The organism is Pyramidobacter sp. C12-8 (assembly GCF_002007215.1).
Lineage (GTDB): Bacteria > Synergistota > Synergistia > Synergistales > Dethiosulfovibrionaceae > Pyramidobacter.
Genome location: NZ_MUHX01000026.1, coordinates 25,657 through 39,078, shown reverse-complemented (window position 1 = coordinate 39,078; position 13,422 = coordinate 25,657). Strand labels below are relative to the sequence as shown.

Sequence of the window (13,422 nt, the reverse complement as noted above, 5' to 3'; positions counted from 1 at the left end):
AATACTTCGGGCATGAGCTCGAATTTCCTACTTGACTTTTAATAGCTGGTCTCCTCCTATTCAAAGTCCTTGAACACGCCAAGGGGATAATAGGGGATCATGTTCTTCATCTGCCAGTCGAAGGCGTCAAGAGGCGAAAGCCCCCAGTTCGTAGGACACGTCGAGAGAATCTCCACGAAGCTGAAGCCTTTCCTGTCGATCTGGTTCTGGAAGGCTTTTTTAATCGCTTTCTTGGCTTTGGCGATGTAGGGTTTCGCCAAAGAAACCCGCTCGATATACGCAGGCGTCTCCAGAGACGTCAACAATTCGCACATACGGATGGGATATCCGGTCAGCTCGGCGTCGCGCCCCTGAGGACACGTGGTGGCCTTCTGCCCGATCAAAGTCGTGGGGGCCATCTGGCCGCCCGTCATACCGTAAATGGCGTTGTTGATAAAGAAGACGCAGATCTTCTCGCCGCGGTTGGCGGCGTGGATGATTTCTGCCATACCGATGGAGGCAAGGTCTCCGTCGCCCTGATAGGTAAAAACGACCTTATCGGGCAGAACTCTCTTGATGCCGGTCGCCGTCGCCGGCGCCCGGCCATGAGCCGCTTCGATGAAGTCAATGTTTATGTAGTCGTACATCATCGCCGCGCAGCCGACGGGCGACATGCTGATCGCATCGCCCTGGATGCCAAGCTCGTCAATGGCTTCGCAGATCATGCGGTGAGCGATGCCATGGCCGCAGCCGGGACAATAGTGAGTATGAACGCCTTTCATCCATGTTTCAGGTCTCGAGTAGACTTTGACTTCAGACATTCTGTTTCCCCCCTAGGCAAAAAGCTTTCTGCACGCGTCTTCCACTTCTTCAACGGAAGGAGCGAAACCGCCGCAACGGCCGTAAAACGTCACCGGATAGCGGCATTCCGTGGCAAGTTTCACGTCGTCGATCATCTGTCCACAGTTCATTTCCACATCGAGAATGTGCCTCACCGTGGCCGGCAAATTTTTGAAGTGGTCCGCCGGGAAGGGATAGACCGTGATCGGGCGGATCAGTCCCACTTTTTTGCCCTCGGCACGGAGGTGCATGATCGCCGTTTTGGCGATGCGCGCCGTGGTCCCGAAAGCCGTGATGATCACCTCGGCATCATCGACCATGTAATCCTCGGCCATCGCATCCTGCTTCATCAACTCGTATTTTTTCTGCAGATCTTTGTTGTGCTCTTCAAGAGGCCCCGCGGCGAGATACAGGCTGTGGAACAAGGTGCGCTTGTTTCCGCGCTCTCTGAAACAGCCCACGGCCCATTTCTGCCAGTCGCCGCGTTCTGCGGTGCGTTCCTTGATCTCTACCGGTTCCATCATCTGTCCCATGAAACCGTCCGCCAGGATCATGACAGGATTCATATACTTGAATGCATAATCCCAGGAACGCTGGATCAGATCGACCGCCTCCTGGAGGTTGCTCGGCGCCAGCACGAACAGATGATAATCGCCGTTGCCGCCGCCGCGGGTGGCCTGACTGTAGTCGCACTGCGAGGGCAGAATGCCGCCCAGCCCCGGACCGCCGCGCACCACGTTCATGACGACGCAGGGATATTCATTGGCGGCAATGTAGCTCAGTCCCTCGGACATCAGCGAAATCCCGGGGCTGGATGACGAGGTCATGATCTGCGCTCCCGTGGATGCCGCCCCAAGCACCATGTTGATCGAGGCGACTTCGCTCTCACCCTGAACATAAACGCCGCCCACTTCGGGAAGGTGTGCCGCCATATATTCGGGAACTTCGTTCTGAGGCGTAATGGGATAACCGAAGAAGTACCGGCATCCCCCGCTGATCGCGGCCTGTGCAAGGGCTTCGGCGCCCTTCATAAGAACTTTCGCCATGATAAAACCCCCTTAGTTATGCGTTCTCGCGGAAAACTTCAATGACCGCGTCAGGACATGTCATAGCGCACAACGCGCAACCGATGCAACCTTCTTTGTACTGCTCCACAGGACGGTACCCCTTGACGTTCAGGTGATCCGAGATGCGGAGGACTTTCTTCGGACATGCGTCAACGCATAGCCCGCAGCTCTTGCAGTACTCCTCTGCTACCGTGATTCTCCCCTTTGCCATTTATACAACCCCCTTTAAAATCATTGCTGCCCTGAAAAAATCGTTCGCGAACCGCGTCATGCTTAGTTTTCGCCACAAAGGCGAGCGTCTTTCGCCTTTTTATGGCGCCGCCCTCAAAGCCCCGCTTCGCGTCGAAGCGCGTCGAAAACTGCGCAAAATCGCGCGGCGCATGTTTTTTTCGGCACGGGCGCGCGAAGGCGCGGCATTTTCAACGATGACTTTTAATCGAAATTCGGTGTCAGAAATTTTCCGGCGGAATTCCCCTCCCTAAATTCTGAAAGGGAGACTGTCCTTTTTCCCGGAAGATACGGCCGGCATGATGCCGTGCAGGAATGCCGGTCGCCCAGATCGCACCGGGTTCCCAGGGAAGAAGCATATATCTGGAAACAGGCCAGACAGGGACACGTTCCCCGGCCAACGCTCTCACAGTGTCGTCGTAGAGCTCCGGCGACGTTCCCACATACAGCAGGGGCAGTCCCATGCGCCGCGCGGCGTTTTGAACAAGCTGATATCCTTCCGTTACCGTTTCCACCGTCGTTTCGTTCATCAAATGCGAATTGCTGATCAAAGCGCCGACCTTCAGTCCGCAGATTTCCTCCATGCGGCGGCACATCAATTCAATCTTCTCCACGGTGCACGTCTGAGGACGGAAAGCGTTCACGACGAGCACAAGCAGGTACCCCGCCTGAATGATGCGCTTCTGAAACTGCTTCAGCGCCAGCGCCCCCTCGGCGTCCCCGCCGATGTCGATCATCAGCTTGCCGGGAGACGACAAAGCCCAGTCGACCTCCGCGCTGACGACCGGCATATCTGCCCATTTCGCCTGCCCCGGCGCGGTCAAGACCGTAAACCCCTTCTTCTCCAGCGCAGTGACGACCTGTCGGATGCAGAAGTATGGATTGATGATGTCAGCGTCGGCAATCGTTACTTTTTCCTCAGTCGTCTTCAAGCCCAGAGCGAGATTGAGGACCCATTCAGTTTTTCCGGATCCCAGAGCGCCCGTGACCGCTATCGCTTTCGGCCACTCGTAACGCTGGATCAGATCCTTGAAAAGCCGCATGTCAACAGGCATTTTTATCCTCCCCTGTGTTTTTGCAAAGAAAAATTTCCTCCGTAACGTATGTCATGCTGTTTGCTCGGCCATGGGCGCGGTCATCATTTTCAACGAGGAACGATGCGAGATAATAAAAACTATCGTAAGACCAGCGGCATAAAGCACGTGAAGATACGTTACATACCTTTGTCTTGCGTGTCGATCGGTTTTGCGAAACATGACGCAAACCCTCATCTTCCATCCTGACGCCCCTCCGTATCTTTTCTATCTTCATTCTACCTTATTATTTTAATAATTCCAGCCCCGGCAATTTGCCGATAATAATTTATTTTAAGATTTTACCGAGTGAACTTTCCGTTATCATCGCATCTCGTAGGGTGTCGACAATTTATTTTTTAACAATTCTCAATAGTAGAATTTATTTTTTCGCCCTCAAGAGAAGGATATGCCCCGCGCAAAAGACAAAAGGAACAACGAGTTTTTTCCTCGAGCCCGATTCCCAATGACGCTAAAATCGGAATGAAAAGCCAATAGTACGTTTAAAGCCATCCCTCCATCAACAAAAAGCGGACCTTCCCCGCGTGGCAAGGGAGGTCCACCGATCTATCGCAACGTGTTTTCGGCTGATTTTCGCCGCCCTGCGGAGGAGCGCCGTGGTTACTCGAGCACTTCCCGAGGATCGGTAATCTTCCCGCGCAACGCCGAAGCGGCGACTGTATCTCTTGAGCTCAGGCGGTAACGGAAATCTTTCCTGACTCGGCCATCGCCGCATAACGCCGGTACTTCGCGTCCGCCTGGACTTCCGCCATTGCCAGAAGGCGAGCGGCTTCCTCGGGGAACGTTCGGCCAAGCGCCGCATAGCGAACTTCGCCCATGAGGAAATCGCGCAGCGGAATCGTGGGCTTCTTGGAATCCAAAACGAAAGGATTCTCCCCCTTCGCGGCGCGGCGCGGATCGTACCGATACAGGTGCCAATAGCCGGATTGCACGGCCAACTTGCTCTCGGGCATCGCATAGCCCATTCCCTTGACGATGCCGTGGTTAATGCAGGGCGCATAGGCGATGATCAGCGACGGTCCGTCATATGACTCCGCCTCTTTCAGGACTTTGATGAAATGAGCGGGATCGGCGCCCATGGCGACTTGAGCGACGTAGACATTGCCATAACTCATAGCCATCAGCCCCAGATCCTTTTTGCCGGTCTTCTTGCCGGAGCTGGCAAACTGTGCGACAGCCGCCACCGGGGTAGCTTTTGAAGACTGGCCTCCCGTATTGGAGTAGACTTCCGTATCCACGACCAGAACGTTTACGTCAGGGCCATTCGCGAGCACATGGTCGAGGCCGCCAAAGCCGATATCATAGGCCCAGCCGTCGCCTCCGTACATCCACATGGACTTTTTGACAAGATGTTCGGTGTTGTTCAGCAGGTCGCGCAGTTCCAGACTGTCCTCGCCGCGGGCGCACGCGACTTTGGCGGCCGTTTCCACCGCATCGCTGTACGCCCTGCTGCCTTCGCCCTCATGGTAATGGTCTTTCCATTCCTGCAGCGCCCGGATCAGTTCGGGATCGCGGGTCTTACCGTTGAGCAGCTTCTCGGCCGTCATCAGCAGGCGCTCGCGCTGCTGCTGGACGGCCAGGCACATGCCAAGGCTGAATTCGGCGTTATTTTCGAACAACGAGTTGGAGAACGCCGGTCCATGGCCGCGATTGTTCTTCGTATAAGGCACACAGGGACAGGCCGCGCCCCAGGCCTGAGTGCAGCCTGTGGCATTGGCGATGTACATGCGGTCGCCGAAAAGCTGCGTCATGGCTTTCATGTAGGGGGTCTCGCCGCAGCCCGCACACGCCCCCGAAAATTCAAGCAGAGGCTGTTCGAACTGGCTGCCTTTGACGGTGAATTTATCCATCGGATTCACTTTCGGCGAGAGGGTCAGCGCATAATCCCAGTTTTTCTGCTGAGGCAGCTGGGTCTCGAGCAACTTCATCACGAGCGCTTTCTCCTTGACCGGGCAGACTTCGACGCAGCTGCCGCAGCCGACGCAGTCAAGAGCGCTGAGCTGGATGCGGAACTTCAGGCCTTGAGCGTTTTTCAGACCGCGGGCATCAACCGTTTCAAAGCCGTCCGGCGCGTTCAACGCCTCTGATTCGTTCAACAGGAAGGGTCTGATGGCCGCATGCGGACAAACAAAAGAACACATGTTGCATTGAATGCACCTTTCCGGATTCCACTCCGGAACCATCACTGCCGTGCCGCGCTTTTCATACTTGGAGGTCCCCAGCGGCACCGTGCCGTCGGCCGCGTCAACAAAAACGCTGACGGGAATGTCGTCGCCTTTCAGGCTGTTGACGGGGATCAGCACTTTGCGAATATAGTCGGGAAGCAAAGGATCAACGCGTTCATCCGCCGCCTTATCCTCGGCGTTGGCCCATTCAGCGGGAACTTCGATGCGGATCACGCTGGCGCCGCCGCGGTCGACAGCCTCGTAGTTCATGCGAAGGACCTTGTCGCCCTTCGCGCCGTAAGTATTCTTGATCGCTTCCTTCATGTACTTCACGACGTCTTCGAAAGGCAGAATGCCCGACAGCTTGAAAAACGCCGACTGCAGCACGGAGTTTGTGCGGTTCCCCATGCCGATTTCCATAGCGATGCGGGTAGCGTCGATGATGTAAAAATTGATATGTTTACGAGCCAGATCCCGTTTGACGGAAGCGGGAAGATGCCGCTCCAGATCTTCCGGTTTCCAGGCGCAGTTCAGCAAGAAGGTGCCGCCGTCTTTCAGCTCGCCTGAGACGTTGTACTTGCCGATGTAGGCTTGCACGTGACAGGCAACGAAATCGGCCTGCGTGACCAGATAGGTGGAACGGATCGGCAGCCGTCCGAAGCGAAGATGCGATCTCGTCACGCTGCCGGATTTCTTCGTGTCGTATTCAAAATAAGCCTGAACGTATTGGTCGGTGTTGTCTCCAATAATCTTGATGGAGTTCTTGTTGGCTCCCACGGTACCATCGGAACCAAGTCCCCAAAACTTGCAGGCCACGGTGCCTTCGCTCTCGGTGACGATATTGGGCCCGAGCTCCAGCGAATGATAGGTCACGTCGTCCTTGATGCCGATCGTGAAATGGTTCTTGGGCTGGATCGAATCCATATTGTCAAACGCGGCGATCATCTGCGCCGGAGTGACATCTTTGGAAGACAGGCCATAGCGCCCGGCGATGACCATCGGCGCCGTGGAAACATTGGAGAACGTCGAGCAGACGTCTTCGTACAGAGGCTCGCCCGGCGCGCCGGCCTCTTTGGTACGATCGAGCACGGTCACGCAGCGCACGCTTTCCGGCAGAGCGGTAAGGAAATGTTCCGCAGAAAACGGTCGATAAAGATGGACTTGCAGAAAACCCACTTTCTGGCCACGTGAGCGCAGCTCGTCGACAACTTCCTGAAGACATCCCGACACTGAGCCCATCGCGATAACGACCCGCTCCGCGTTGGGGTCGCCATAATAGTCGAAAAGGTGGTAACTGCGGCCGGTCAGAGCGTGGATGCGGTCCATATAAGACTGCACAATGTAAGGCATGCGCAGATAGTAACGATTGCAGGCTTCCCGCGCCTGGAAAAGCACGTCGGGATTCTGCACGGTGCTGCGCTGTACCGGCCGGTCGCTGTTGAGAGATCTCTTGCGGAACGCCAGCAGCGCTTCTTTATCCAGCATCTCGCCAAAATCGTCGTATGACAGCATCTCGATTTTCTGGATTTCATGAGAAGTGCGGAAGCCGTCGAAAAAATGCACGAAAGGCACGCTGCCGGCAATCGCCGCGAGATGCGGCACAGCCGCCAGGTCGGCCACTTCCTGCACGCTGCCCGAAGACAGCATGGCAAAACCTGTCTGCCGTACGGCCATGACGTCGGAATGATCGCCGAAAATCGAAAATGCGTGAGTTCCGACCGTCCTCGCGCTGACATGCAGCACGCCCGGCATCAACTGGCCGGCAATGCGGTACATTGGCGGAATCATCAGCATCAATCCCTGCGACGCCGTATAGGACGTGGCAAGCGCGCCCGACTCCAATGCTCCGTGCATGGCGGCCGCCGCGCCGAACTCGGCCTGCATCTCCATCAAATGGACACGCTGACCGAACAAGTTCTGCCGACCGCGCGCCGACCATTCGTCCACATGCTCCGCCATCGGTGAAGAAGGCGTGATCGGATAGATCGTCGCCACCTCGGTGAAGGCGTAAGACACGTGCGCTGCCGCTTCGTTGCCGTCAATCGTCATGATCTGTTTTGCCATTTCAGTCTCCCCCTTTTTGGTACGGTTCCCTGATCTGCCCTTTGCCGCATCTGTTTTTGGTTTTATTTCCAAGGATCCCATACACTCAAATTATACACTTTTTTTCTGAAACCAATGCATAAAATGAAAAACTAAATATTTATAATTGATCAAAAAATATCGTTCCTCGCCAGTTCATATTTGCGACCTGACTGCCATCGCGAGGGAGTCCGGGCAAATTTCCCGACGATCATGCCGCCTGCTCAAAAAGTGAAATCATTTGACGTCCTCGCGTTCGTCGTGTCAAAAGGCAACTGTTTCCGTTGAAATAAACTCGAATCCATTTCGACCATAACTATGATTTTATAAAATTTACCTCTCTCCAGTTCGCCAAGGGCACGTTTTCCAGGTTCACTGAAGTATTTTGTACAATGTAGGTGCACGCAATGACACTTGATTATTTATCTCGAATGTACTAAACTTCACATCGCGCAAGAAAATTTTTTGAGGGATTTCTCATAAAATTATTCAAACGAAAAGCAATAAAATGGAGCAATTACACTAAAGTCCGGCGTTTCCGACTCATTCGAAAGGGGCATATTCACATGGGAGCTCTAAGCAACATTCGCGTTCTCGATCTCACTCGGGTTTTGGCGGGGCCATATTGCACGATGATGCTCGCGGACATGGGGGCCGAAGTCATCAAGATCGAGATCCCCGGCAAAGGCGACGACACCCGCAATTTCGGTCCTTACAAGAATAAAAGCAGCATGTACTACGCCAACGTGAACCGCAACAAAAAGGGCGTTTCTCTTAACATGAAGGCTCCAGAGGGGAAACAGCTTTTTCTTGAAATGGTCAAGACGGCTGACATGGTCGTCGAGAATTACCGTCCCGGCGTCATGGATAAGCTCGGCCTCGGTTACGACGTCTTGAAAGAAGTGAACCCCAGAATCATTTACGGCGCCGTTTCCGGTTTCGGCTGCTACGGTCCTTACAGCGAACGCCCAGGGTACGACATCATTGCCCAAGCGATGGGCGGTCTGATGAGCATCACCGGTCCACGCGGCGGCAAACCCTGCCGCTCCGGCAGCGCGATGGGAGACGTGTTGGGCGGCATGAACCTTACCATCGGCCTTCTGGCCGCTCTGAATGCCCGCAGTATCACCGGCAAGGGACAGCGAGTCGACGTGGCGCTCGTCGACTCGGTCGTCTCCAGCCTGGAGACGGGGATTCAAAGATATCTCGTCAACCACGAGATTCCCGAGAGAATGGGCAATGAATATGCGGCGACTTATCCTTACGACTCCTTCAAAGCCAAGGACAAGGAATTTATTATCGGCTGCGGCAACCAGGGGCTGTTCGAGAAACTGCTCGATCTGATGGGCAGAAAGGATCTTCTCGAGGACAGCCGCTTCGCCACCCTGCTTGAGCGCAATAAGCCCGAAAACCGGATCGCGCTCGGCGAGATCATCAATGACTGGACCAAGAATTACAACGCTGACGAACTTGTCGACAAGATCCTGGGGGTCGGCGTTCCGGCTGCTCCGATCTTCGACCTTCACGACGTCACGACCGACGAACATCTGGTCAAAGCCCGCGAGATGCTTGTGGATCTGCCCCACCCCGTCATCGGTCCCATGCAGGTCAACGGCAACCCTGTCAAACTTATGGGGACGCCGGTGGAGATCACGCGTCATGCGCCGGTTATTCCCGGCGCCGACAACGCAGAAGTTTACGGGGGCATTTTCGGCCTGTCCGGCGAGCGGCTTCGGGAGCTTTCCGAAAAAGGCGTCATTTAAAACGTCCGATCAGCTCTTTCGATCCGTATTGACTTTTAGGAGGAGGTTAACGAATGCATTTTGACAGTCTGCCCAAGAACGCTGTTATTCGCGAGGTCTGCCCACGTGACGGATTTCAGGGGATCTGCGATTTCATTCCCACGGAAAAGAAGGTCGAGTTCATCGGCCAAATGCTTTCGACTGGCATCAAGGAGATGGAAATCACGTCTTTCGTCAGCCCGAAAGCGATTCCTCAACTGTCTGACGCCGCCCAGGTGCTGCCGGCCGTCAAGAAAGAGTACCCCGACGTCGAGTTCACCGCCTTGGTCCCCAACGTCAAGGGAGCGGAGAACGCGTTAGTCGCCGGGGCTGACGTCGTCAACGTGGTGTTTTCCGTCAGCGAAAGCCATAATATGGCCAACATCCGCCGCACCGTAGAGCAGTCGCTCTCCGGCATGGACGACATTATCGCGCTTGTCAGGGGCAAAGCGAAGATCTGCGTTTCCATGGCCACGTCCTTCATGTGTCCCTTCGAGGGACGCATCGATCCCCGCCGGGTGGCCGAGTTGATCGGCAAAGTGCGCGCCAAGGGAGTCGACTGCATCACCCTTGCCGAAACGATCGGCACCTGTACGCCCAAAGACTTCACCGAAACGCTTCAGGTCGTCAAACCGGCGCTCGAGGGGATCCCCACCTATCTGCACATCCACAACACGTACGGTTTTGCCGACATGAACGTGAAATGCGCCCTTGACGAGGGATTCAACAGGTTCGATTCGGCCGTCGGCGGCCTCGGCGGCTGTCCTTTTGCCCCCGGCGCGGCCGGCAACGCTGCAACGGAAGATTTGGTCTACCTGATGCAAAGCATGGGCGTCGACACCGGGCTTGACCCTCTCAGGGTTGTGACGGTTGCCCGCGCTCTGAAAGCGTACGGTTTGAGGACGATGGGAAGTCTGTGCGCGAGCTCCTTTGGCAAGCCCAAACCGGAGATGCCCGTGCAGAATCAGTGACTTTTTCACGGTTTCAGGCGGAATCCCATTTCCGCATTTCTCCTGAAATTCTCAGAGACCAGTTCCAAAAAATTTCTCCAGAGGGGTGTCGTAGATGTTCAAGAAAGTAATGGCTTTTGCTGCGGTTGCGGTTCTGTCCTGCTCCGTCGCTTTTGGCGCGGAGTTCACTGTTTCCAATCAATTTCCTCCTTCTCACCATATTTCCAAGGCCATTCATGTTTTCGCCGACAAAGTCGTCGAGCTGAGCGGCGGCCAACTGAAGGTCAATGTCGCGGACTCCGGTTCCCTGTACAATGACAGCCAGATTCTCGAAGCGGTCCAGGACGGCCTTGTCGAAGTCGGCCTCGTCGGCACCTACAAATGGGGCGGCATGGTGCCCGCTGCCGACGTGTTCGACCTGCCTTTCCTGTTCGTCGACTTGTCCTCGCCGGAAAAGTTTTTGAATGCCGGCGCGGCGGATATTCTTGACGCCGAGTTCAACAAGAAGGGCGTGAAAAACCTTTTCTGGGTCGACTACGGTTTCATTCAGATGTGGAACAACGAGCATCCTCTGCACAGCCCCAAGGATTTTGAGGGACTGACGATGCGCTCCTACAGCGCCGGCGACTCCATTACCTTGAAGGCTCTCGGCGCGGCCCCCACTCTGATCAGCTCGGCGGAAATGTATATGGCCATTCAGAACGGCACCGTGAAAGGCGCGACCACCGGCATGCCTGCCGCGGTGTCCCGCAAGATTTACGAGGTCTGCAAATATCTGACCATCGCCAATTACAGCACGGCCCAGTTCTCCGTTCAGGCCAATCTCGACTGGTGGAACGGCCTTGACGCCGACAGCCAGAAAGCTATCCTCGAAGCCGGCAAAGTCGCCGAGAAATGGCTCCGCGGCGCGGTGGCGGAATCCGAAGGCGCCGCCGAAAAAACCGTCCGCGATGCGGGACTTGAAGTCAACGCGCTGACCGCCGAAGAACGCGCCCAAATGGTTGCGGCCACCAAGAGCGTTTGGGACACCTACGTTGCGCGCGCCGGAGAGACGGGACAAAAACTCGTTGATCTGGCTCACAAAGTCTTCGACTAAAAGAAGCTTTCCGATAACAGACCATGCGATACGGAGCCCCGACGGCGTCGCCGGGGCTCCGTTCAGCTCACAAGAGGAGGTCTCTCCCATATGCTCAACAAACTTCGCGCTCTTGTCAAGGCCGGCAACACCTTCTGCGGCTATCTCAGCGGGCTCGGGATTCTCGCGATGAGCCTGATCCTCGCGTACGAAGTCGTGATGCGCGGCATCTTCAAGGCCCCGACGATCTGGGTCATGAACACCGCCATTTACCTGTTCATGTGGACCATGCTGGTTGGCGCGGCTTATACGCTGATGCTGGGAAAACATGTCCGCATCGATTTGATATTCGATAAGTTCCCGAAAAGAATCCAGCTTTATCTTGATGTCGTCACCAGCATTATGGGCATCGTCTTTTGCGTCGTTGTCTCCTGGCAAGCCTGGCTCATGATCGCTTCCAGCATCAGGCTGAACAAACTGACCGACAATCTCCTGCACATTCCGGTGTGGTGGATCCAGCTTCCCCTGCTGCTGGGTTTTGGACTTCTTGCTCTGCAGTTCTTCATCAACCTGCTTGACCGTATCGCGGCTCTTCGCGCGGGCGAAGGCCTCAGCGAGTAAGGGAGGATGCTCGTATGACCAACTTTCTTCTCGTCGTCGCCATCCTGCTTTTTATCCTCGCGTTGGGGCTGCCGGTGGCCTTCTCCCTGGGCATGACGTCGCTGATCCTGATCCAGGTTTTCCACTTGCCCATCAAGATCATCGGCACCACCATGTGGTCGTCGCTGGAGAGTTTCAACACGCTGTCTATCCCGATCTTCATCCTGATGAGTCAGATACTGTTAGACGGCAAGGTGGGAGACGACCTGTTCGAAGTCATGAACACCTGGGTCCGCCATCTGCCGGGAGGCCTGGGCATCGGCACGATCCTCGCCTGCGCCTTTTTCGCCGCCATCACCGGTTCCGGAGCGGCGACGGCCGCCACGATCGGCATGGTCGCCTATCCTGCCCTGATCAAGCACGGCTATGACAAAACGCTTACGCTGGGGTTGCTGGCCGCCGGCGGAACGTTAGGCATCCTGATCCCCCCGAGCATCCCCATGATCATTTACGCTACCGTCACTGAGGATTCCACGGGCAAACTGTTCATGGCGGGAGTCGTTCCCGGGCTGCTTCTCGCTACGCTGTTCATCGTTTATGTCGTGTATAAAAGCAAGCATGGCGGCTACACCTCGGAACCCAAAGCGCCCTGGAAAGAACGCATGTCCATCACCATCAAGAACCTGCCCGGCATTTTTCTGCCCCTGCTGATCATCGGCGGCATTTATACCGGCATCTTCACGCCCACGGAAGCTGCTGCCGTCGGTCTGGTATACAGCCTTTTCATCACGCTGTTCGTCTATCGCACCGTTAAATTTGCCGACATCCCCAAGATCTGTATGAAGGCGGTTCCTTCAAGCTGCATGATCGCCATCATCATCTGCGGCGCCCTTCTGTTCGGGCGCGTTATGACCTATTTGAGGATTCCTCAGGCTCTTACCGCTTTCGTGGTCGACAACAAGCTCTCCGCCGCAACGTTCATCATCATCATGAACCTGCTGATGTTCGTCCTCGGCGCGCTGCTTGAAACGGTTTCCGTCGTGCTGCTGACCATGCCGCTGGTAACGCCGATTCTCCACGCGCTCGGCGTCAACACCATCTGGTACGGCGTGCTGGTCACCATCAACATGACCATGGCGCTGATCTCGCCTCCGGTCGGCATGAACCTGTACGTTATCAACGGATTATTCCCCAACGTAAAAATGCAGGAGGTCATCAAAGGAGTCATTCCGTTTGCCGCGATTATCATCGTCCTTCTGATCATTGCCGGCATGGTTCCTCAGCTGAGCCTCTGGTTGCCCTCCCTGATGTGATGGGATCAGAGAGAGAGGCTGCTCCGGTCGACTTTTGGGGCGGCCTCTCTTTTCCTCCTGCGCACTTCCAGCCGCATGACGGCTCGATGAATTTGAGGAGTGAACTTCATGGAGAGATATTTGCCCGTTTTCTGCTTTTGCTTGGGTACGGCCAATATCGTTTTTGCCCTTGGCGCGCTCGTGTTCCGTCATTTCCGGAGCAGAGGCCTTAGAACCGGAAGAGCGTTGATGTTCTTGATTTCAGGGAT

Annotated in this window: 11 protein-coding genes; 6 read left to right on the top strand and 5 right to left on the bottom strand. The window is 55.5% G+C overall.

Translation table 11 applies throughout. The annotated features are described in order from the left end of the window. Nucleotides 1–56 precede the first annotated feature (56 nt). From B0D78_RS09670 to B0D78_RS09660, 3 genes are read right to left on the bottom strand one after another with little or no spacing between them, the layout of a single operon-like run. On the bottom strand, nt 57–800 hold the full coding sequence (locus B0D78_RS09670) for a thiamine pyrophosphate-dependent enzyme (RefSeq protein WP_009164321.1): 744 nt from the start codon (nt 798–800) through the stop codon (nt 57–59). Between the two features lie 12 nt (nt 801–812). Then, nucleotides 813–1,865 (bottom strand): 3-methyl-2-oxobutanoate dehydrogenase subunit VorB, encoded by a 1,053-nt coding sequence (gene vorB / locus B0D78_RS09665; RefSeq protein ID WP_078016761.1) that lies wholly within the window; start codon nt 1,863–1,865, stop codon nt 813–815. Nucleotides 1,866–1,881: 16 nt separating this feature from the next. After that, complete coding sequence (locus B0D78_RS09660) at nt 1,882–2,097, bottom strand: 4Fe-4S dicluster domain-containing protein (protein WP_040550366.1); 216 nt, start codon at nt 2,095–2,097, stop codon at nt 1,882–1,884. On the opposite strand from B0D78_RS09660, the gene B0D78_RS12880 reads away from it, so the two are divergent. After that, nucleotides 2,009–2,368 carry a hypothetical protein gene (locus B0D78_RS12880; protein WP_168170085.1) on the top strand — a complete coding sequence of 120 codons (360 nt, stop codon included), beginning with the start codon at nt 2,009–2,011 and terminating at the stop codon, nt 2,366–2,368. The genes B0D78_RS09660 and B0D78_RS12880 overlap by 89 nt on opposite strands. On the opposite strand, the gene B0D78_RS09655 is transcribed toward B0D78_RS12880, so the two are convergent. After that, the gene (locus tag B0D78_RS09655) at nt 2,336–3,169 is read right to left on the bottom strand and encodes a hypothetical protein (RefSeq protein ID WP_078016760.1); all 834 of its coding nucleotides are present in this window, start codon (nt 3,167–3,169) and stop codon (nt 2,336–2,338) included. The genes B0D78_RS12880 and B0D78_RS09655 overlap by 33 nt on opposite strands. Before the next feature lie 710 nt (nt 3,170–3,879). Beyond that, nucleotides 3,880–7,437, bottom strand: coding sequence for a pyruvate:ferredoxin (flavodoxin) oxidoreductase (nifJ, locus tag B0D78_RS09650; protein WP_078016759.1), 3,558 nt, complete (start codon nt 7,435–7,437; stop codon nt 3,880–3,882). Between the two features lie 584 nt (nt 7,438–8,021). On the opposite strand from nifJ, the gene B0D78_RS09645 reads away from it, so the two are divergent. The 5 genes from B0D78_RS09645 (at nt 8,022) to B0D78_RS09625 (ending at nt 13,174) form a co-directional block, all read left to right on the top strand. Beyond that, nucleotides 8,022–9,218 (top strand): CaiB/BaiF CoA transferase family protein, encoded by a 1,197-nt coding sequence (locus tag B0D78_RS09645; protein ID WP_078016758.1) that lies wholly within the window; start codon nt 8,022–8,024, stop codon nt 9,216–9,218. A 53-nt stretch (nt 9,219–9,271) separates the two neighbouring features. Next, the gene (locus B0D78_RS09640; RefSeq protein WP_078016757.1) at nt 9,272–10,207 is read left to right on the top strand and encodes a hydroxymethylglutaryl-CoA lyase; all 936 of its coding nucleotides are present in this window, start codon (nt 9,272–9,274) and stop codon (nt 10,205–10,207) included. A 94-nt stretch (nt 10,208–10,301) separates the two neighbouring features. Beyond that, entirely contained in the window at nt 10,302–11,282 is a 981-nt protein-coding gene (locus B0D78_RS09635; protein ID WP_078016756.1) for a TRAP transporter substrate-binding protein, read from the top strand. Nucleotides 11,283–11,372: 90 nt separating this feature from the next. Next, entirely contained in the window at nt 11,373–11,882 is a 510-nt protein-coding gene (locus B0D78_RS09630; protein ID WP_078016755.1) for a TRAP transporter small permease subunit, read from the top strand. Nucleotides 11,883–11,896: 14 nt separating this feature from the next. Beyond that, nucleotides 11,897–13,174 carry a TRAP transporter large permease gene (locus B0D78_RS09625; RefSeq protein WP_009164339.1) on the top strand — a complete coding sequence of 426 codons (1,278 nt, stop codon included), beginning with the start codon at nt 11,897–11,899 and terminating at the stop codon, nt 13,172–13,174. Nucleotides 13,175–13,422: the final 248 nt, after the last annotated feature.